This is a genomic window from Hyphobacterium sp., from assembly GCF_965228115.1.
Classification (GTDB): Bacteria; Pseudomonadota; Alphaproteobacteria; order Caulobacterales; family Maricaulaceae; genus Hyphobacterium.
In genome coordinates, this window is record NZ_OZ245794.1 from 887,142 (window position 1) to 907,565 (window position 20,424).

22 protein-coding genes and 1 tRNA gene are annotated in these 20,424 nt (G+C 59.0%); 10 read left to right on the plus strand and 13 right to left on the minus strand.

Annotation, left to right across the window (positions count from 1 at the left end):
• Positions 1-92: 92 nt before the first annotated feature.
• The gene (locus ACO079_RS04860) at positions 93-1,106 is read left to right on the plus strand and encodes a LysM peptidoglycan-binding domain-containing protein (protein WP_421792189.1); all 1,014 of its coding nucleotides are present in this window, start codon (positions 93-95) and stop codon (positions 1,104-1,106) included.
• Here the strand turns inward: ACO079_RS04860 and ACO079_RS04865 are convergent.
• Genes ACO079_RS04865 through glmU form a run of 6 tightly spaced genes read right to left on the minus strand, consistent with a single transcriptional unit; the run spans position 1,103 to position 7,847 of the window.
• Complete coding sequence (locus ACO079_RS04865; protein ID WP_421792191.1) at positions 1,103-2,488, minus strand: class II 3-deoxy-7-phosphoheptulonate synthase; 1,386 nt, start codon at positions 2,486-2,488, stop codon at positions 1,103-1,105. The two genes, ACO079_RS04860 and ACO079_RS04865, sit on opposite strands and share 4 nt — an antisense overlap.
• Complete coding sequence (gene gor, locus ACO079_RS04870; RefSeq protein WP_421792192.1) at positions 2,464-3,840, minus strand: glutathione-disulfide reductase; 1,377 nt, start codon at positions 3,838-3,840, stop codon at positions 2,464-2,466. Before gor ends, ACO079_RS04865 begins: the two co-directional genes overlap by 25 nt.
• 12 nt (positions 3,841-3,852) lie before the next feature.
• Positions 3,853-4,329, minus strand: coding sequence for a DUF2059 domain-containing protein (locus ACO079_RS04875; protein ID WP_421792194.1), 477 nt, complete (start codon positions 4,327-4,329; stop codon positions 3,853-3,855).
• A gap of 3 nt (positions 4,330-4,332) precedes the next feature.
• Positions 4,333-5,034 (minus strand): ribose-5-phosphate isomerase RpiA, encoded by a 702-nt coding sequence (gene rpiA, locus ACO079_RS04880; protein ID WP_421792195.1) that lies wholly within the window; start codon positions 5,032-5,034, stop codon positions 4,333-4,335.
• Positions 5,031-6,500: an NAD-dependent succinate-semialdehyde dehydrogenase gene (locus ACO079_RS04885; protein WP_421792196.1), complete on the minus strand. Its 1,470-nt coding sequence runs from the start codon at positions 6,498-6,500 to the stop codon at positions 5,031-5,033. Before ACO079_RS04885 ends, rpiA begins: the two co-directional genes overlap by 4 nt.
• A gap of 3 nt (positions 6,501-6,503) precedes the next feature.
• Positions 6,504-7,847 (minus strand): bifunctional UDP-N-acetylglucosamine diphosphorylase/glucosamine-1-phosphate N-acetyltransferase GlmU, encoded by a 1,344-nt coding sequence (gene glmU, locus ACO079_RS04890; protein ID WP_421792197.1) that lies wholly within the window; start codon positions 7,845-7,847, stop codon positions 6,504-6,506.
• Positions 7,848-7,963: 116 nt separating this feature from the next.
• Here glmU and ACO079_RS04895 point away from each other — a divergent pair, with 116 nt between their 5' ends.
• Positions 7,964-8,644, plus strand: a complete 681-nt coding sequence (locus ACO079_RS04895; RefSeq protein WP_421792198.1) for an HAD-IA family hydrolase — start codon at positions 7,964-7,966, stop codon at positions 8,642-8,644.
• Here ACO079_RS04895 and ACO079_RS04900 read toward each other — a convergent pair.
• A complete protein-coding gene (locus ACO079_RS04900; protein ID WP_420431668.1) occupies positions 8,641-8,892 on the minus strand; it encodes a phosphoglycolate phosphatase in 252 nt (83 codons plus the stop codon). The genes ACO079_RS04895 and ACO079_RS04900 overlap by 4 nt on opposite strands.
• Positions 8,893-9,144: 252 nt before the next feature.
• Between ACO079_RS04900 and ACO079_RS04905 the strand changes: the two genes are divergently transcribed.
• The 4 genes from ACO079_RS04905 to ACO079_RS04920 all read left to right on the plus strand — a co-directional run bounded on the left by ACO079_RS04905 (position 9,145) and on the right by ACO079_RS04920 (position 13,016).
• Positions 9,145-9,219: transfer RNA gene (locus tag ACO079_RS04905), tRNA-Val, on the plus strand.
• Between the two features lie 105 nt (positions 9,220-9,324).
• Positions 9,325-10,374: an extracellular solute-binding protein gene (locus tag ACO079_RS04910; protein ID WP_421792199.1), complete on the plus strand. Its 1,050-nt coding sequence runs from the start codon at positions 9,325-9,327 to the stop codon at positions 10,372-10,374.
• Between the two features lie 6 nt (positions 10,375-10,380).
• Positions 10,381-11,988, plus strand: coding sequence for an ABC transporter permease (locus ACO079_RS04915; protein ID WP_421792201.1), 1,608 nt, complete (start codon positions 10,381-10,383; stop codon positions 11,986-11,988).
• Positions 11,985-13,016 (plus strand): ABC transporter ATP-binding protein, encoded by a 1,032-nt coding sequence (locus ACO079_RS04920; RefSeq protein ID WP_421792203.1) that lies wholly within the window; start codon positions 11,985-11,987, stop codon positions 13,014-13,016. Before ACO079_RS04915 ends, ACO079_RS04920 begins: the two co-directional genes overlap by 4 nt.
• Here ACO079_RS04920 and ACO079_RS04925 read toward each other — a convergent pair.
• From ACO079_RS04925 to ACO079_RS04935, 3 genes are all read right to left on the minus strand, one after another.
• A complete protein-coding gene (locus ACO079_RS04925) occupies positions 13,013-14,074 on the minus strand; it encodes a Leu/Phe/Val dehydrogenase (RefSeq protein WP_421792205.1) in 1,062 nt (353 codons plus the stop codon). The two genes, ACO079_RS04920 and ACO079_RS04925, sit on opposite strands and share 4 nt — an antisense overlap.
• Before the next feature lie 113 nt (positions 14,075-14,187).
• Positions 14,188-14,769 (minus strand): uracil-DNA glycosylase family protein, encoded by a 582-nt coding sequence (locus ACO079_RS04930; protein WP_421792206.1) that lies wholly within the window; start codon positions 14,767-14,769, stop codon positions 14,188-14,190.
• On the minus strand, positions 14,762-15,010 hold the full coding sequence (locus ACO079_RS04935; RefSeq protein ID WP_421792208.1) for a DUF3253 domain-containing protein: 249 nt from the start codon (positions 15,008-15,010) through the stop codon (positions 14,762-14,764). The genes ACO079_RS04930 and ACO079_RS04935 overlap by 8 nt, the downstream gene beginning before the upstream one ends.
• A 29-nt stretch (positions 15,011-15,039) precedes the next feature.
• On the opposite strand from ACO079_RS04935, the gene ACO079_RS04940 reads away from it, so the two are divergent.
• On the plus strand, positions 15,040-15,762 hold the full coding sequence (locus tag ACO079_RS04940) for an acyltransferase (protein WP_421792210.1): 723 nt from the start codon (positions 15,040-15,042) through the stop codon (positions 15,760-15,762).
• Here ACO079_RS04940 and ACO079_RS04945 read toward each other — a convergent pair.
• Complete coding sequence (locus ACO079_RS04945) at positions 15,759-17,039, minus strand: NupC/NupG family nucleoside CNT transporter (RefSeq protein WP_421792211.1); 1,281 nt, start codon at positions 17,037-17,039, stop codon at positions 15,759-15,761. The genes ACO079_RS04940 and ACO079_RS04945 overlap by 4 nt on opposite strands.
• Before the next feature lie 96 nt (positions 17,040-17,135).
• On the opposite strand from ACO079_RS04945, the gene ACO079_RS04950 reads away from it, so the two are divergent.
• On the plus strand, positions 17,136-17,327 hold the full coding sequence (locus ACO079_RS04950) for a DUF1289 domain-containing protein (RefSeq protein ID WP_421792213.1): 192 nt from the start codon (positions 17,136-17,138) through the stop codon (positions 17,325-17,327).
• On the opposite strand, the gene ACO079_RS04955 is transcribed toward ACO079_RS04950, so the two are convergent.
• Positions 17,328-18,149 (minus strand): sulfite exporter TauE/SafE family protein, encoded by an 822-nt coding sequence (locus ACO079_RS04955; protein WP_421792215.1) that lies wholly within the window; start codon positions 18,147-18,149, stop codon positions 17,328-17,330.
• Entirely contained in the window at positions 18,146-19,141 is a 996-nt protein-coding gene (gene dusA / locus ACO079_RS04960) for a tRNA dihydrouridine(20/20a) synthase DusA (protein WP_421792217.1), read from the minus strand. Before dusA ends, ACO079_RS04955 begins: the two co-directional genes overlap by 4 nt.
• 106 nt (positions 19,142-19,247) lie before the next feature.
• On the opposite strand from dusA, the gene ACO079_RS04965 reads away from it, so the two are divergent.
• Together ACO079_RS04965 and ACO079_RS04970 are read left to right on the plus strand one after the other, a co-directional pair.
• Positions 19,248-19,796: a hypothetical protein gene (locus ACO079_RS04965; protein ID WP_421792219.1), complete on the plus strand. Its 549-nt coding sequence runs from the start codon at positions 19,248-19,250 to the stop codon at positions 19,794-19,796.
• 57 nt (positions 19,797-19,853) lie between these two features.
• The gene (locus tag ACO079_RS04970; protein WP_421792220.1) at positions 19,854-20,363 is read left to right on the plus strand and encodes a response regulator; all 510 of its coding nucleotides are present in this window, start codon (positions 19,854-19,856) and stop codon (positions 20,361-20,363) included.
• The last annotated feature ends 61 nt before the right edge of the window (positions 20,364-20,424 follow it).

Sequence of the window (20,424 nt, forward strand, 5' to 3'; positions counted from 1 at the left end):
TCCTGTTATTTCGCAAATACATCTTATGCCGCACATCGGCGTGTTGCGAGCTTCAATGGCCGTGATACACCGTTTCGAAAAGGAGAATTGGCATGACCGCCATGCGGTCCCTGATCATGGCAGCAATTCTTGCCGCGCTTGCGATTGGCGCAGCAGCCGTCTTCGTGCTGACCCGGACGCCTGCGCCAGTTGAAGAAACACAGCTCGGGAACGACGGACCGGCGTCCGAAGCGGGTTCACTTTCTGAGCTGGCCACACAAGCGCCGCCCCCCAGCTTTGACATTGTGCGGATCGACCCGGCGGGCACCGCAGTGATTGCCGGCCGCGGCGAACCGGGCTGGATGCTGGCCATTCTCGCCAATGGCGATGTGATCGACGAAACCGAGATTGATGAACGCGGCGAATGGGTGGTGATTATTGATGAACCCCTGCCCGCCGGCTCACTGGAATTGTCGCTTCAGATGACGGACGAAAGCGGTCAGTCACGCCTGTCGGAACAAACCGTCCTCGTTTCGATCCCGGAATCCCGCGATGAGATCCCGCTGGTCGTGATCACCAATCCGGGCGAAGCCTCCGAAGTCCGCCAGGGACCAATGCAAGGCGTATCATCCGGTCCCCTAACCCTGGAAACAGTGGATTATGACGATGAAGGCGCGGTAATTTTTGCCGGTCGGGCCACGCCAGGCAATCGCGTTCGCGTGTTCGCCAATGGCGCGATCGTGGGCGAAACCAGTGCGGATGGAAATGGCCGCTGGTCGCTGCGTGCGGCTGAAGCTCTCGCTCCGGGCGTTTATGATCTGCAGATCGATATGCTGTCGGTTTATGGCGATGTTGAAGCCGTAATTGCGCTGCCGTTTGAACGGACAGCGCCAGCCGATATTCAACTCGGCGAGGGCCGTGTGGTTGTTCAGCCGGGCAACAGCCTGTGGCGGATTGCCCATCGGCTCTATGGCGAGGGCATGCGCTATACGGTGATCTATGAGGCCAATCAGGATCAGATCCGAGATCCTGATCTGATCTATCCCGGACAGGTCTTCTCCACGCCCAGCCAGGGCGATTCGCCAGATGATAATCCGGAACTGGAAATCCAGCCGACGGAGAACTAGGCCGCGCGGGACTTGCCTTCGCGGGCGGCCGTCAGGGCTTCGGCAATCCGGAAAGCCATATCCAGCGCCTGATCGGCATTCAGCCGTGGATCGCAATGGGTGTGATAGCGCGACGACAGGTCAGCTTCCGTCAGGGCCTTGGCCCCGCCGACACATTCCGTCACATCCTGGCCGGTCATTTCAAAATGAACGCCGCCGGGATAGGCCCCTGCTTCGGCTACCGCCTGCATGAAGCCTTCCAGCTCTGACAGAACGCGGTCGAAATCCCGCGTTTTATAGCCGCTATCGGTCTTCACCGTATTGCCGTGCATCGGATCGCACGACCAGATCACAGAGCGGCCATCAGCCTCCACAGCTTTCACCAGATGCGGCAGCCGGTCGCGAACCTTATCCGCCCCCATGCGGGCGATGAGTATAATGCGCCCGGCCTCGTTTTCCGGGTTCAGCTTGTCGAGCACCGGGAAGAGGTCATCCGCGTCCATCGTAGGGCCGCACTTGATGCCGACCGGATTGATCAACCCGCTGGTAAATTCGACATGGGCGCCATCAGGCTGGCGCGATCGCTCTCCAATCCACAAAAGATGAGCCGATGTGGCGAGGTGACCGGTGCCCGTGGAATCGCGGCGGGTCAAAGCCTCTTCAAATGGCAGGTGAAGCGCTTCATGGCTGGTATAGAAATCAACGCCCTCAAGACTGCGTGCGGCATCGCCGGTCACGCCGCAAGCCCGCATAAACGCCAGTGCCTCGGAAATGCGCCCTGCCAGCTCGGCATAGCGGTCACTGGCCGGGGAATCCTTGACGAATTCCAGCGTCCATTGATGGACATTGCCCAGATCAGCGAAACCGCCCGAGGCGAAGGCCCGCAAGAGATTGATCGTCGCCGCCGATTGTTCATAGGACCGGATCAGGCGCTGCGGATCCGGCATACGGGCCTCGGCCTCAAACGCCATGTCATTAACGCTATCGCCGCGATAGCTGGGCAACTCCAGACCGTCCATGGTTTCGGTCGGCTTGGAACGCGGCTTGGTGAATTGACCCGCAATGCGTCCGACTTTCACCACGGGCTTTGCCGCAGCAAAGGTCAGGATGACCGCCATCTGCAGAATCACGCGGAAAGTGTCGCGGACATTATCTGCCGAAAATTCCTTGAAACTTTCAGCACAATCCCCGCCCTGCAGCAGGAAGGCATTCCCCGCCGTAACCTGCGCCAGCTGACGGCGAAGGCGGCGCACTTCTCCGGCAAAGACCAGAGGCGGTTTGCTGGCCAGCTCGGCCTCTACTGCCTGCAAGCGCGCTGCATCGGGATAATCGGGCAGCTGCGCCGCAGGAAAGCGGCGCCAGGATGACGGGGTCCAGTTCACGAGATTTCCGGCGGTGTCCATTTTTCTTTCAACGTCACCAATTCTTCAGCCACGGTCGGGTGCACAGCGCAGGTAGCGTCAAACTGCGCCTTGGTAAGGCCCGCTTTCACGGCAATGCCAACCGCCTGAATGATTTCAGGGCTGTCATCGCCTGCCATGTGCACGCCGACCACCTGTTCGCTATCCTGCCGCACAACAAGTTTAACCACCATGCGGCTTTCCGACCCGGACAGCATGTTTTTCATCGGTCTGAAATTCGCCTTGTAGATATCAATCTGGCCGAACTTGCGCCGGGCCTCGGCTTCCGTCAGGCCGACTACGCCGACAGGCGGCTGGGTGAATACGGCGCTGGCGATATCGGCATGATCAAACGCCGTTGGCGTTTCACCAAACACGGTTGCCGCGAAGGCCGCGCCTTCGCGAATGGCCACCGGGGTCAGATTGACCCGGTTGGTCACATCACCAACGGCATAGATGCTATCGACACTGGTCTTCGAGTATTCGTCGACTTTCACAGCGCCTGCCTTATCGAGCTCAACGCCGGCATTCTCCAGCCCGAGACCCTTTGTATAAGGGTTCCGGCCGACCGCCTGGATCACGGCATCGGCCTTGATGGTATCGCCCGTATCCGTCTCGACGACGCGCTGGCCTGTCCCGTCTTTCGAGACTTTGATCGTATTGGCGTGGGTCATCACCCGCACGCCCGACCGCTTCAATTCACCATGAACATGCGCGCGAATGTCATCGTCGAAACCGCGCAAGACGGTATCGCCACGATAGATCTGGCAAACCTGCGAGCCCAGCCCGGCAAAAACCTGTGCGAATTCGCAAGCAATATAGCCTCCGCCATTGATCACCACGTGACGGGGCCGTTCCTTCATCAGGAAGACATCGTTGGAATCCAGCGTCAGCTCTTCGCCCGGAATGCCCATCCGCGCAGGCTGACCGCCGGTGGCAATCAGAATATATTTGGCGGTGATGGTTCGGTCGTCATCCTGAAGCCGGATAGTATGGGCGTCCTCGATTTCAGCGCGTTGGCTGTAAATTTCGACGCCCGAATTGGACAAATTCTTCCAGTAAATCCCCGACAGGCGGTCGACCTCTGCATGCAGATTATCGCACAGAGTCGTCCAATCGTGCGAAGCCCCGTCCACGCTCCATCCATAGCCTTCCGCCTCCTTGAAGGCTTTGCCATAGGCAGACGCGTAAACAAGAAACTTCTTGGGCACACAGCCGCGGATCACGCATGTGCCGCCCACGCGATATTCCTCGGCAATGGCCACTCGTGCGCCACGCATGGCCGACATGCGTGCAGCGCGAACTCCTCCGGAGCCCGCACCGATAACGAACAGGTCGAAATCAAAATCAGACACGTGAAAAATCGCCTAGCGGTTCTCGATCAGCGTCTGGATTTGCGGCATCGCATTTGTCATCGCCTGCTGGCCGAGACGCTCACCAACAACTTGCGCCTGTGTCGCGATTTGCGGCTGAACCTCGATCAGACGCTGGCCGACCGGCGAGCGATAGAAATCCAGCAATTGCTGCAATTCTTCTTCGGTGAAGTTCTGCGCATAAATCGCGCTGATCTCGGCAATGAATTGAGGCATCAGCGTGCGGATCTCATCAATAAAATAACCGACGATCATCTCACCCTCGGGCTGGGTCAGATCCGGGACATCGGCTCTGAAGGCCTCGATGATCAAAGGCGAAGTTGCCTGAATGGTCTGAATCATCATGCTGTCAGCCCCGGACTCCCGCACGACCTGCTCAGCCAGGGCCTGCCGATTGTCTTGCGCCTGTGCGGCTGCCGTTACCACCAACATGGCCAGAGCGGCCACGATAAATTTCAAATTCAAAGACATAGTCTAAAGCTCCATAACCCGCGCGCCGCGATCCTCGCCGACAATCACAACACGCGCCAGTCCGATGAACAGGCCATGTTCCACCACGCCCGGAATCTGGACCAGGCGCTGGCTCAATTCCGACGCATTGGGGATAGCCTCGCACGCGCAATCCAGAATGTAGTGGCCGCCATCTGTCACAAAGGGCGCGAGACCATCGCCCTTGCGCCGCAGATTGACGTCCGCGCCTTTCACACCGCAGGCGCGCAGCGTGTCGAAAATCTTCTTGGCGGTGATCGTAAACGCAAACGGATCGACCTCGACCGGAAGGGGAAACTCACCCAGCTGACCCTTCAACTTGGTCTCATCGACTATCACCACCATCAGGTCCGAGGCATGGGCGATGATTTTTTCGCGCAACAGGCAACCACCGCCGCCCTTGATCAGTTGGAAGCGGCCATCAACCTCGTCTGCGCCATCCACCGTGACATTGATGCGGTCAACATGATCGATGGGCTTCAGCTCAATCCCGCTTTGGCGCGCGATCTCTGCGGTCTGCTCGGACGTGGGAATGCCAATGATGCTCAGCCCGTCGCGGACCCGCTCTCCCAGCTGCCGCACGAAGACTTCCGATGTCGAGCCGGATCCCAGGCCGACCACCATACCATCGCTGATATAATCGAGCGCAGCAGCTGCCGCATTGGTCTTCTGCTGAGATGCACTCACCCGTTCACTCCAGCCAGCAGCACGTATTTGAGCTCGGTGAACTCTTCTACACCCCATTTACCGCCTTCGCGGCCAATTCCGGATTCCTTGACCCCGCCAAATGGTGTGGAAGCCGAACCCACCATCGGTGCGTTAACGCCGATCATGCCATAATCCAGCTCTTCGGTCATTCGATGCACCCGGCCAATATCCCGCGTGTAAAGATAGGCTGCCAGCCCGTAAGGCGTGTCATTTGCCAGCTGCACAATCTGCGTTTCATCACTGGCGCGATAAACCGACGCGACCGGGCCAAAGATCTCGCTTCGGGCGATCTCGAGATCAAAGCTTCCGCCGTCCAGAAGCGTCGGCGCGTAGAACGACCCTCCCAGCTCGTCGGCCAGCGGCTGCCCACCAGTCAGCACTTTCGCGCCCCCCGCGACCGCGCTTTTCACCAGCGCGTCGACGCGATCCACCGCTTCATCGTGAATCAGCGGCCCGATATCGCTGGCGCTGTCAAATCCATCGCCGGCTTTCACGCTGGCGATCTTTGCCTGCAAACGTCCAACAAAGGCGTCGGCCACACCTTCCTGAACGATGATCCGGTTCGGCGACACACAGGTTTGCCCGCCAGAGCGGAATTTCGCCTGGGCCACACCCGCAGCGGCTGCATCCAGATCCGCATCATCCATAACGATGAAGGGAGCATTACCGCCCAGCTCCAGCGAGACCCGTTTGATCCCGTCCGCAGCCTGCCGCATCAGCAGCTTGCCGACTTCCGTCGAGCCGGTGAAGCCGATCATCCGCACCTCAGGCGATCCAGTCATAACCGGCCCCAAATCCTGTGCATCGCCACAAATAACATTGAAGACGCCAGCCGGGAAACCGGCCCGGTCTGCCAGCTCCGCCAGCGCCAGAGCGGTCAGCGGCGTCTCGGGCGCCGGCTTGATGACAATAGAGCATCCCGCCGCAAGCGCAGGCGCGGCTTTACGGGTGATCATGGCGGCCGGGAAATTCCAGGGCGTAATGCAGGAGACCACACCGACCGGCTGACGCAATGTCCAGCCGCGCGCACCGGGCGCCGCGACCGGCAGTGTCTCGCCGTGAACACGCGCAGCTTCCTGCGCCGACCACTCAATAAAGGCCGCACCATACGCCACCTCGCCCTTGGCCTCGCGAAGGGGCTTGCCCATTTCCGCTGTGATCAGCGTCCCCAGATCATCGGAATAGCGCTGGATTAGATCATACCATTTCAGCAGGACGCGGCAGCGCTCGAAGGGTGAGGTCTTTTTCCAGCGCTTGAGCCCTTCGCTTGCCGCAGCGATCGCCGTTTTTGCGCCCTCGGCGCCCACATCAGTCACGTCGGCCAGGGTCTGGCGGTTCGCCGGATTATAGACGGGAAAAGACTTATCCCCGCTGGTCCATTTGCCACCAATATAAGCCCCGGTCTTGAAAAGGGCCGGTTCGGTCAGCCGTTCAGATATAGTCATGGCTCAGCTCTTTGTTTTTCGTTTTTCCATCGCCGCACGAAAGCGCGCCGCCCAGCCATCCTTGTTCACCTGACTGGCCCGTCCCAAGGCCAGCGCATTATCGGGCACATCTTCTGTCACCACACCGCCCGATCCCGTATAGGCGCCGTCGCCGATCTTCACCGGTGCAACAAGCGAGGAATTCGAGCCGATGAAAGCTCCCTGCCCGATATGGGTCTGATGCTTGCCATATCCATCATAATTACAGGTGATCGTGCCCGCGCCGATATTGGCTTTCGCGCCAACCGTCGCGTCACCAATGTAAGAGAGGTGATTGGCTTTCGCGCCCTCACCGAAAGTAGACTTCTTGACCTCGACGAAATTGCCGATCCGCGCTTTCGATCCGATATCCGCGCCCGGACGCAAGCGGGCATAAGGCCCGATATCCGCACCGGCGCGAACGACCGCGCCTTCCAGGTGAGAGAAGGCATGAATGATCGTACCGGATTCGACAGTCACGCCGGGTCCGAACACGACATTCGGCTCGATGATCACATCGCGCTCGATCTGGGTATCGTGCGCGAAGAAAACAGTTTCCGGCGCGGTCATAGTGACGCCCTCGCGCATCAATTCGTCGCGGCGGCGGCGCTGCCAGCTGGCTTCGGCTTCCGCAAGATCGACGCGGGAATTCACGCCCAGCACTTCAGCGGCATCACCCTCAACGGCGACCGCTTTCAAGCCGCGCGCCCGGGCAAGTCCCACAACATCGGTCAGGTAATATTCGCCATTGGCATTTTCATTTGTGACCTCGCCCAGCAGCTCGAACAGCAAGGGCGCAGGCGCCGCCAGAACACCGGAGTTCACAAAGCCAACAGCCCGTTCTTCGTCATTGGCGTCTTTAAACTCGACGATCCGATCGAGAATACCATTCTTGACGATCAATCGGCCATAGGCGCCGGGATCATCCGGTGTGAAGCCCAGCACCGCCACAGACGCCCCTTCGTCCAGCGCCGCAAACACCTTCTCCACAGTTTCAGCCGTAATCAGCGGCGTATCGCCATAAAGGACAATCGCGTGTCCTTTGAAACCCGCCATGGCCGCTTCAGCCGCCTGAACCGCATGACCCGTGCCCAGGGGCGGATCTTGCAGCGCTGTGGCGGTCTTGTTGGCCTCACCGAGTTCACCGATCTGCGACGATTTTTTTCCGTAGACCGTGACGACGCGCTCCGACCCGGTCTTGCGCGCCAGATCGATCGACCATTCCAGCATCGGGCGGCCACCCACGCCGTGCATGCATTTGGGCAGATCGGACTTCATTCGTGTGCCCAGACCGGCGGCAAGAATGATGGCGGCGCGTTTGGCTGTCATGGACGGAACTCCTCATCCCATCGCGGATTGCAAAAGAGACAACGCGCTATAGACCAAGTTGGCGAGGGATGCGACCGCACAAAAGGCGTAACCGCAGGCAAGAGAGGTCAGAATTCATGACAGACTGTTTCCGGGGCGCAGGCATTGCATTCGATCTGGATGGGACGCTGGTGGATACCGCCCCCGATCTTGTGCGGGCGCTGAATGTGGTGGTCGGAGAAGATGGGCTGGACAATGTCGCGCTCAGCGATGTGCGTGCCATGGTGGGCCGGGGTGCACGGGTTCTGATTGAGCGTGCCTATGCCGCGCAACAACGCCATATCGAAAGCGCCGACATCGACACGAGGGTTGACCGCTTCATCGAGGTCTACAAGGCCGGCATAGCCGATCTCAGCCAGCCTTTCGAAGGCTGCCTGAACGTATTGGACCTGCTCGAAGACAAAGGAGCCCGCCTGTCTGTCTGCACAAACAAGCCCAGCGTCCTCGCAGATGCACTGCTGGACGCTCTGGGCATGACCCGGCGCTTTGAACGGATCATCGGACCCGATCGGACCCAAGCGAAGAAGCCGGATGCGGCGCACTTCTGGAGTGCGGTCGGCGACGCCGGACCCAACTTCGCCCTGATCGGCGATTCCATCACCGACGTATCCTGCGCCAAGGCGGCCGGCATCCCGTCCGTGATCCTGACGCATGGTTACAGTGAGATCCCGCAACAGGCCCTGGGCGCTGATGCGGTGATCAATCGGTTTGATAGCTTGCCCGATACGCTGGCAGAGCTCTGGCAGGGCCGGTGTTAGGCCGAGCGCAACTCCGGCAGGCGGTCATTGGCGGTCCGGCTGGGCGCCGAATCATTGGCTGCGCTCTGACGGCGCGGCATGCCATTGACCATATTCGAGCGGACATCGGTCCGGGCAGACCGCATAGCCGGCATAAAGCCAGCGTCCACAAGTTCAATATTCACATCATAGCCACGATCAGCCCAGTAGGCTTCGATTCGTTGCTTCAGTCGGCGCGCGCCTTCCGGCGTGCAGAGGTCATTGCTCATAGCGATACTCCGAACCGGCGGTTTATTCCGCCTGGGTTACGTGCGCTCCCCTCTAGGAAATCGGAAACATCAGGTACCAACACCGCGTTTCCACACCGCCTGTTAACAGGCTGGCGGGTCTATGACGAGTTCGTGACGAAAGGTCAACCCATTCCTCAAAAAAAATCGAAAAATTTAGATTCCAGCCATTCAATTGTGCGTGAGGCTTGACCTTTTACCAGCTCAACGCCTATACGCCGCGCCTTCAGGAATGGGCGATTAGCTCAGCGGGAGAGCACTGCCTTCACACGGCAGGGGTCGCTGGTTCAATCCCAGCATCGCCCACCATTCCTATTCCTTCAAAAGACAGTCGCTGCTCCTGCGGCAGAATCGCTTCTTGCGAAACATTCGCAAAAGTGTAAACCCGCTGAGCACAAAAGACCGGAGAATGACATGTTGAGACGATTGCTGCCCGCAGCCCTTGGCCTCGCCTTGGCGGCCTGCTCCCAACCGGCAAGTGACAGCGATACCGCTGATCAGACTGCAGGATCGCAGAGCCTCAACGTCTACTCCTCCCGCCATTACGAGTCGGACCGGGTTGTCTATGCGGCCTTTACCGAGGAAACCGGCATTGAGATCAACCTGATCGAAGCCGGCGGCGATCTGTTGATCGAACGGATCCGTGCCGATGGCGAGCGCAGCCCTGCGGACATCGTCATCACGGTTGACGCTAACCGCCTTCACCGCGCCGAGGCGGCCGGCCTGTTTGCGCAGGAAGATTACTCAGATATCGCAACCGGCGTTCCGGGCACCTTTATCGATCCGGACGGGCACTGGCTGGGTTTTGCGCTGCGGGCCCGCGTCATCGCGTATGCAAATGATCGCGTCGATCCGGCCGAAATCGGCGATTATCTCGATCTGGCTGATCCGCGCTGGCAAAACCGGATCTGTGTCCGCTCGTCCACCAATGTTTACAATGAGTCACTGACGGCGGCCTTGATCGCTCACCATGGAGAACAAGCTGCAGAAGCCTGGGTGCGGAGCATTGATGCCAATCTCGCCCGCAATCCGCAGGGCGGCGACACAGACCAGTTGCGGGCGATCCATGCCGGTGAATGCGATGTCGCCATGGTCAATCATTATTATTATGTCCGGCTCGCCAATTCCGATGATGCCAATGACACGGCTGTCTCGGATGGTATTGGTCTGATATTTCCTGAAGGTGAGCATGGCACGCATGTGAATATTTCCGGTGTAGGTATTGCCGCCAATGCTCCAAATGCCGCGAATGCCGAGACCTTCATTCGCTTCTTGCTGAGCGAGCAAGGCCAGCGGGCCTATGCCGAGTTGACCAATGAGATCCCGGCCGTCGAAGGTGCCGCGTTCGAAAATCCGCGTCTGCGGGCAGTCATGGACTTCCAGGCCGATACGCTCAATCTCTCCGAGCTTGGAGACAATTCGGAGGCCGCTCGCCGCATTCTTGACCGGTCGGGCTGGCCCTAGGGCTTTATGAACGGAGCGAAAACCGGACCGGCATTTCTCGGAAGTCTGGCCGCGCTTATCGCAGCTGGACCCATTCTGGCGGTTGCCTGGGTCGCGTTCAGCTCCCCCTGGGGCGATTACCTGATTCATCTGGCCCAGACGCGGCTCGGCGAATACGTCGCCAATACCGTGCTCGTAACCGGTGTCGCGATAGTAATTGCCGGATTGATTGGCACGACAGGAGGCTGGCTGATTGCCCGCTTCTCATTCCCAGGACACAGAATTTTCGGCTGGGCGCTGGCGCTTCCCCTGGCGGTTCCGGCTTATGTCGCGGCCTTTGGCTGGCTGGATCTGACCCAGGGGTCAGGCCCCATCAAAACGCCCTTGCGCGAGGGCGGATTAGAGTGGCTGGCTACTAGCTTGCCGACCGTCAGCGGACCGCTGGGAGCCGGATTTATCTTCGGCGTCACGCTTTACCCTTATGTCTACCTGATTGCCCGCCAGGCTTTTGCAGACCAGCCAGCGGAAATGGCCCATGCCGCCCGGACACTGGGCGCATCGGATTGGCAGGTCTTTTCGCGGGTTACACTGCCGCTTGTTCGTCCAGCGATTGCGGCTGGCCTCGCGCTTGTGGCCATGGAATCGATCGCCGATTTCGGGGCGGTCTCACATCTGGGTGCACCCACGCTGACCGTCGGCGTCGTACGCACCTGGGCGGGCGCTGGATCGCTTGCAGACGCCGCCCGGATCGCGATTGTGCTTGCGCTCTTTGCCTATCTTGCCTTTGCGATCGAGCGCCAGAGCCGGTCTCGCGCGAGATTTGGTCAGACGCGCGGCAAAGCAGCAACCCAACCCCTTGAAACCTTATCCTCAAGCAAAGCTGCGCTCGCTATACTCGCCTGCCTGACGCCCATCTTGCTCGGATTGGTTTTGCCTCTTGGCCGCCTTGTCTATCACGCCTTTACCGAACCCCTCGCCCAGGGCGTCCCAGGCGCGCTGGTCAATTCCGTTACGCTTGCCGCAATCACGGCTGTTCTGGCGGCGCTGTTGGGATTGGGCGCGGCCTATGGCATTCGGAGCGGCACGCGCTTTGGCAAGCTCGCCGCCCGCCTGGCCAGTCTGGGATATGCCGCTCCAGGAGCGGTCGCTGCAGTTGGCGTATTGATTGTGTTTGCCGGTCTGCAAACCCTTCTGGACGGGCTCTGGGGCGGCATGTTCCCCCTGCTTCTCACGGCAACTGCTGGAGCCTTGATATTCGCCTATGTTTCACGCTTTGCAGCCGTCGCAATCGCGCCAAGCGAAACGGCCCTGTCACGAGTAACCGATAGTCTCGACAACGCCGCCATGACACTCGGAGCGGGACGCCGCAGAATTGTCCGCGAAATCCACTGGCCGCTGATCTTGAGCGGTGTGGGCATCGCAGCTTTGTTAGTATTCGTTGAAGTGATGAAAGAGCTTCCAGCCACAATGATCCTGCGGCCATTCAATACTGACACGCTTGCCGTCATTGCCCACAATCTGGCGGCAGACGAGCGCCTTGGACAAGCAGCGCTGCCGTCATTGATGATTGTTCTGGCCACATTGCCGGCCATGATCATGGCCGCGCGTACATTGACATCGGGACAACGACAATGACTGCCCCGCTCCTGGACATTCGCGCGGCAAGCAAAGCCCTCGGAGGATCACCGATCCTCAATGGTGTCGATTTGACGCTTGGTATTGGCGAAATCGCGGCGGTATTGGGACCCTCGGGGGCAGGCAAATCCACCCTCCTGAAAGTGGTGGCCGGCCTCATCAGGTTGGATCGAGGCCAACTCACATCGCTTGCACAGAATTGGGATGCCGGGGCCGAGTTCATCAAGACCCAGCAACGCGGCGTGGGCTTTGTCTTTCAGGACTACGCCTTGTTCCCGCATTTGACGGTTCAACAGAATATCGCTTTCGGTCTCAAAGGCTTGATGAACGGTGACGAGATCGCGACCCGCATTGCCGGTCTGATGAAAACGGTCGAGATCGGCCATCTCGCCCGGTCATTTCCGCATGAACTTTCCGGCGGAGAAAAACAACGCGTAGCCCTGGCCCGTGCCTTGGCCCCGCGCCCCAAAATTGTCTTGCTGGACGAGCCCTTCTCAAGTCTCGACCGGCGCTTGCGGTCAGACCTCAGGGCGCATACGATTGCCGCCATCCGCGAAGCCGGAGCGGCCGCCTTGATGGTCACTCATGATGCCGATGAAGCCTTCGAACTCGCCGACCGGCTTTTCCTGATGGAAGACGGGCGGATTGTTCAATCGGGCGCGCCGGCAGAGGTCTATCAGACACCGCAATCGCGCACCTGCGCTCAATTATTGGGCGATGTAACCGTTTTTAACGGCACCGTCAGCAATGGCGAGATTGCGAGCCCGCTCGGCGCGGTCAGAACGGCCCTTCCCGACGGCAGTGATGCCGTTTTGCTGGCGCGGCCGGAAGCGGTGATTGAAAGCCAGAAGGGTGCGGAATTGCGCGTCGCCGATGTCCGCATCCGTCAGGGACGCTTCCGCATCACAGCGATTGCAGCGGACGGCTCAACTTGGCTGACGGATTTGCCCCTTACTCATGGCAAAAAGACCGGCGAAACGATCCGCCTGGCTCTGGATGAAGCAGCGCTTTCAGTGGTATCGCGCTAGTCAGCAGCCGCTTTGCTGGCGGCAGCTTCTTCCAGGCGGGCCCGGGCCATCTCATCAGCGATCACATTTGATGGACGGCCTTCATTCTCGGCGCGATCGAGGATTTCACCCAGCGTGGCTTCCAGATTGACCAGCTTTTGCTGCACCCAGGCGGTGTCATAATCCCCGCGGATTTCGCCGGTCACATTGATGATGCCGCCTGCATTGATGACATAGTCGGGCGCGTAGAGAATACCGCGGCGTTGTAGCTCGGCACCCATTTCCAGCATTGCCAGCTGATTATTGGCGGCCCCGGCAACAACGCGGACTTTCAACCGGTCAATGGTCTCCGGATTGATGATAGAGCCAAGAGCACACGGCGCAAAAACATCCACGACCTGATCGTAAATATTGTCCTTGTCGACAATCACCGCCCCGAATTCAGCTTTATGCTTTTCAAGCGCGTCGACATTCATGTCAGCGACGAAAATTTGCGCGCCAGCCTTGTGCAGATGGCCACATAGATAGGTCCCGACATGACCGGCTGCACCCTGTACGGCAACGCGAATGCCCGACAAATCGTCCGACCCCGTTGCCCGCCTCACGCAAGCGCGAATGCCGCGGAAAACCCCTTCAGCAGTAACCGGCGACGGGTCACCGGACGCTTCCGGAAGTCCGGTGACATGCCGCGTCTGCTTTCGAACGCTCACCATATCGACCGGGCTGACCCCGACGTCTTCGGCCGTGATATAATGCCCATTCAGGGACTCAACAGCGCGGCCAAAGGCTTCAAACAGCGCTTCACGATCGAATGCGCCAGCGGGCTTCATGATCACGCTTTTTCCGCCGCCAATCGGCAAATCCGCCATCACATTCTTATAGCTCATGCCTTGCGATAAACGGAGCGCGTCATTGAGCGCATCCGCGGAACTTTCATAGGTCCAGAAGCGGCATCCACCGCAGGCCGGTCCGCGAGCAGTTGAATGAACCCCGATGATCGCTTTCAAGCCGGTCTTTTCGTCTGTCGCGAAAAGCACTTTCTCGTGATTATCGAAGGAGGGATGCTCGAAAACGCTCATTTCAGAGTCCAATCGCTGGTCAGAACAACCTTGCAGAAAGCCCCGATAGCGGGGTTGTGCATTGCGGCGCCGGAATAGCTCTAGATGCCCTGCACGACAAGCTTTGCGCGCGGCTATTCGAGCAACAATTTCATATTGCGCTGCAGCATGGGTAAGAGGTCGTCCGCAAACCAGGCATGCCGCTTTAGCCAGGCATTATTGCGCCAGGACGGGTGCGGTAAAGGAATGTAGCTCGGCGCAAACTCTTCCCACGCCGCAACCGTCTCAGTCACCCGGCCCTTATAGCGGTCTTGCAAAACGAATTTTTGCGCATATCCGCCAATCAACAGCGTCAGGCGCACATCTTTCAAATGTGCATCCAAAGGCGCCTGCCACAGCTTGGCACAACGCGGTCTGGGCGGCTTGTCACCGCCTTTGGCATCCAGTCCGGGAAAGCAAAAACCCATAGGCGTGATCGCAATCTTGGTGGGATCATAAAAAAAGTCCGGCGACACGCCCATCCATTCGCGTAATCGGTCGCCAGAGGGGTCGGTGAACGGTCTGCCTGATTCATGAACACGCGTACCTGGAGCTTGGCCAATGATGCGAATGCGGGCACCCGAAGCGGCTTGCACCACGGGTCGCGGCTCGGGAATTTCCCCCTCGCAGGCGCGGCAGGCGCGAATGTCAGAAAGGAGCGCGCCGAGGTCAGACATCAGGCAGGGAGATCCGATAGACGCCTTTGAAGCGTTCAGGATCAACGGGCTTGCCCTTGCGCAGAATGGCGACACGCCCGGCCAGTGCAAGATCTACCGCGCGTCGGCGCACAAGGCCCAAGCGGCTACGCCAGTTTTCGGTATCCAGTTCGCGGGCCGCTTCGCTGGGGCAGATGGACTTGCCTGCGCCACGCGCCTCGACAAGTTTCAGGATGGCGTTATCCACACTCTCGTCATTCATGGTTTAATGCCTAGCGCGTGAAAGAAGAAATGCGAAGAGATCATCGCCCCTACTGGATGCATTCTGCCTGGGAACGCTTTGAAAATGCCTGGGCGCGGCATTTCCTCGCCCCGCATTTCGAACGCCTCGGCCCTGCGGTAAAACTCACGCAGCCCTGGCAAATCGAGGTTTTCGGCCCGAATATTTCAGCCGGCACGTCGTTGAACATCGTCGCGACGGCGGACAATAAGGTGCGCCTTACGGTCTGGTCGCCGCAGGATCAAGCGGGAGAGATCGAGATCGGCGATGCGGTCTTCATGGCACCGGGCACCCGCATTCTGGCGACAAAATCCATCCGGATTGGCCATGCCTGCCTGTTTGCCGCCAATGCGACAGTTACCGATAGCGACTGGCATGGCCTCTACAACCGCATCGACCCCGCCCCGGAAGGCCGCCCGGTTGTGCTGGGGGAGAATGTCTGGGTGGGCGATGGAGCCTTCATCGCTAAAGGCGTGACCATCGGCGATCATGCGGTCATTGGCGCGCGTTCCGTTGTAACAAAAGACGTGCCAGCCTATGGCGTGGTGGCGGGTGCCCCCGCCAGGTTGATCAAGACACTCGACCCCGACCACCCCATGCAGACACGGCTGGAGATGGTCGGTGAGATCCGCGGCATTTCGCGCTTTATGGACGATGCCTACCGCAAGGAGCTAACGGGCAACTCCACGCTTGGCTGGTTGCGGTCAAAATTATTCCCGCGCCGGGGTGACTAGCTGAACAGGCTCATCGGCAGAACCCCGATCACCGCGCCGGTCATCAAAGTCGCAAACGTGCCGGAAATGAGGGCTTTCGGTGCCAGATCAAGAATGTCTTCCCGGCGGCTGGGCGCGATGGCCAACATGCCACCGATCAGGATGCCAACGCTGGAGAAGTTCGCAAATCCGCACACCGCATAGGTCATGATCAGATTGGTCCGGGGTGAGAGCTCCGGTCCGATTTCACTGAGGCGGCCATAGGCGATGATTTCATTGAGCGCCGTCTTCAGCCCCATAACGGCCCCGGCCTGTGTCGCTTCAGCCCAAGGCACCCCCGCCAGCCAGACGATTGGCGCAAACACCCAGCCGAGAATGCGGTCCACAGACAGAGGTGCCCCACCAACATCGGGAAAGGCGCCAAGCATCATATTCACAAGCGCTACAATGGCGGTAAAGACGAGCAGCATGGCGATGATATTGATGAAAAGCTTCACGCCATCCGTGACGCCGCGCGTCAACGCATCCATGGAGGAATGATAAACCTCGGTGGGGATTTTTTCCGTCGAGCGATCTTCCTCCCCGGCACCATCAGCAGGATACATCAGCCGTGCCAGCAACACAGCGGCGGGGATCGAGATCAGCGAGGCCGTCACAATATGCCCTGCCGCGCCGTCGATGATGCCGCTGAGCTGGCTGACATAAACGGCCATGACCGAACCCGCGACGGTGGAGAAACCCACCGTCATGATCAGGAAGAGATCACTCCGGCTGATCTGCGGCATGCGCGGTTTGATCAACAGCGGCGATTCCGTCATTCCAAGGAAGATGTTGGCCGATGCGCCGAGGCTAGCCGCACCCGACAGTCCCAGCGTTTTGCGGAACGCCCAGGCAAAGCCTTTCACGACAAATTCCAGAATTCTCCATCGCCAAAGCAGAGCCGAAAGAGCCGAGAGGAAAATCACCATGGGCAAAGCCTGGAACGCGAAAATAAACGTCCGGCCAGCATTGTTCTCATCAAGGACAAAAGGCGCATTGGCACCCGACAGATAGCCGAAAACGAAATCAACGCCTTCCATTGTGGCGGCTTGCAACGCACTGACGACGCCCGTCAACGAAGCCAGAAAAGCGCGGGTCGGCCCGAGGGAATAAAGCGCAATGGCAATCGCGAACTGAAGGACAATCGCACCGATTATCAACTTCCAGGGCAGCGATTTTCTCGGGCCAAGCAGCCACGCAATCCCGATAAATGCAAACAGGCCCAGAAAGCTGCGCAGCTGCAAACCCAGATCTTCCATGAATGATGCCCCCGGCGATGAAGGCAAACCCTATTAAGCTTCCGGGCCTTGCGGCAAGTCTTGCCTGCACGCGGTCAGCCGTGACAATGTCCTGTTATGACGATCTGGAGCCCTTGCAAGCAAATCTGTTTTGTTGATCCGGCGGCTGGTCTGTGCGTCGGATGTTTCCGCACGCTCGATGAATTAGGGCAATGGACCGCTTATTCAGACGCCGAGCGCAGGCAGGTTAAAGAACAACTGAAAACAAGAGAGTTGAAATACCGGGCCAGCAAGGCGGTTAGCACCTGATTATCCGCCAAGAAACGCTTCCCGAAGCAGGCTGAATGCCGTCGCAACAAGGCCGATGGCAAACAAGCGCCGCAAGAGGGTTTCCGGCATGGAATGCGCGAGCTTTGCGCCAATCGGCGCTATGAAGAATGCCGACGCCGCCAGGATGAGAAATCCCAAACCATCGACATAGCCCAGCGCGGTGGGCGTACGGCCCGGCTCATCAAGGCCCCAGATAACGAAACTTAGCGCCCCGGGCACACCAATCGCGACGCCAAATCCGGCTGCCGTAGCCACGGCCTGTCGGATCGACTTTCCGCATAGCGTCATCAGCGTGACGCCAAAAACCCCGCCACCGATTCCCAATAGAGATGACATCGCGCCGATAAAGGAGCCCAACCCCGCCCTGATCGCACCGCCCGGCATTTGCGACGCAAGCTGCCAATCCGGCCGACCAAAGAAGAACTGAGCTGACAGCAACAGCGCCACAAATCCGAACAATCCCGTCAACCCGCGGCCCGGGATGATGTCCGCGACGAAGCCGCCGACGAGTGCGCCAAAAACAATCCACGGTACCCAGGTTCGCAGGATACTGAAATCCACCGCGCCATGTTTGGCATGCGCAGAAACAGATCGAAGCGAGGTTGCCACAATGACGGCGAGCGACGTGCCGACCGCCATATGCATGCGGGGGCCATCTTCATACCCCAGCGCGCCGAGGACGAAGTAAAAGGCCGGCACCATGACCACGCCACCGCCAATGCCGAACAGACCAGCAATCAGACCGGCAAACAATCCCGTTGCGATAAGCGCCGCGGCCAGTCCGGCAAGTTCGGCCGTCATGCGGGCATCATGGCGGGTTGAGTGGCGGCGAGCGCGTCTTCGACAACCTCAAGACCGGCGCCATCGCGAACAGCGCGTTCGGAAAGGATGCGCCGCCACTGGCGGGCACCCGGCCGTCCATGAAACAGGCCGAGCATATGGCGTGTGATGGAATGAAGGCGTGTGCCCTGGGTCAGTTGCGCTTCGATATAAGGAAAATAGGCGCGCACCGCCTCATGCGGCGATTGGATCGGGTCCGGCTGGCCATAGACAAGGCTATCGACCAGCGCCAATTCCCAAGGCGTATGATAGGCGGCCCGTCCCAGCATGATCCCGTCGAGATTCTGTTGCGCTTCAATACCGGCTTGCAGAGATTCCAGCCCGCCATTGAGGATGATTTCCATATCCGGGAAATCCTGCTTGGATTGATGAACCAGGCCGTAATCCAGCGGCGGAACCGTCCGGTTTTCCTTCGGACTCAATCCTTTCAGCCACGCTTTACGAGCATGAATGATCGCCGTTTTGATGCCGCGCTCACGAACCGCGGAAAGCAAGGCTGGAAGCGCGTCTCGCGGCTCCTGATCATCAACGCCAATGCGGCATTTTACCGTAACCGGCACATCGACTGCTTCGGCCATGGCTTGCAGGCAATCCGCAACAAGGCCGGGCTCGCGGATCAGACAGGCGCCAAACCGGCCGGATTGAACCCGGTCAGACGGACAGCCAACATTGAGATTGATTTCTGCGTAGCCGAGATCTGCACCAATACGCGCCGCCGACGCCAATTCATCAGGATTGGAGCCACCCAATTGAAGGGCAACCGGTTGTTCAGCAGCAGTAAAACCAATCAATCGCTCGACATCGCCATGCACCACGGCCGCACTCGTTGCCATCTCGGTGTAAAGCAAAGCTCCACGCGTCAGCACGCGATGGAAGACCCGGCAATGCCGGTCAGTCCAATCCATCATGGGCGCCACGCAAAAGCGGCGATCGAGAGGCAAAACGGTCGTCATGTGCGCTCACATACCGCGCAAGCTGGAAATCAACAAACCGGACGAGCGGCTTAACGCTGTTCTAAGGCCTGTCTCGTAAACTTCTGGCTCAATCCGGAGCAAAGTCATGGCAAAAGCGGATTTTCACAAACATCAGCGCGTCTTTGTGCGCCCGGTAGGAACCTGGGCGCTGATCGAACAGGTCAAACCCCATTGGGTGAAAGGCGTCGAGGAACCGGTCCGGATTTCCTATGATTGCGGCCTGGGTCGGGATTTCACGGCCGACGAGTTGAGCGAAGAAGAACGCCAGGACGCCGAAACTGGGCGCTGGCGGCTGATGCGCGCCAAAAACAAATGGCAAAGCCTGGATGAATGCGCACACCACCCTTTCCCCGGAACGTTTCCTGTGGTCGTGACCGACGAACAGAACTGGGGCGGCTGGCGGGTTCCGGGGGCGGAATACGACCGCGATCCGCAAAATATCGAGTTCCAGGCCCGGTTGATAACGGCGGCTCCCACCTTGATGAAGCTCGCCGAACGCCTCGCCAGCGAGGCGCAGAAAGCCGATGAAATGCCGGAGGAAATCCGCAGCCTTTGCGAGGTGGCCAAAGCGACGCTGAAACGCATTCAATCTCGGCCTGCAGACAAGCCATCCCACAACGAGCAGGCAGCTTAACGAGGAGCTAACGCTTTGTTTCTAATCTGACCTTTCACATTCGAAGGGGCGGATGGGATGCCGGCGAATCTGAGCAAGCTCTCCTTTCTGGTTGTTGATGATAATGCGCACATGCTCAAGATCGTGCGCACTATCCTTAACGGCTTCAATATACACACGATTTACGAAGCGTCGTCGGGACAGGAAGCGCTGGAAATTCTGCGCAATGAATCCATCGACGTTGCCATTCTGGACTTCCAAATGGAGGGGATGGATGGTCTGGAACTGATCAAATTCATGCGTGATGAAGACCGCATGGATAACCCCTTCATGCCGATCATCATGCTCTCGGCATACGCGGAGAAAAGCCGTGTGATGGCCGCACGCGATGCTGGTGCCACCGAATTTTGTGCGAAGCCAATTACCGCGACCGACCTCTACCGGAAAATCGGCGCTGTGATTGATCGCGCCCGGCCTTTCGTTCGAACCAAGGTATTTTTTGGTCCGGATCGGCGTCGACACGATCCGGATAAATACAAAGGCCCCGAACGGCGGTCCGACGATCCGGCTCAGCCTAACGTCGCCTGATCAACTCGATATTGCTGGTCGACAGGGGGGCAAAACCGCCTCTATTCTGTCGGGAATGATT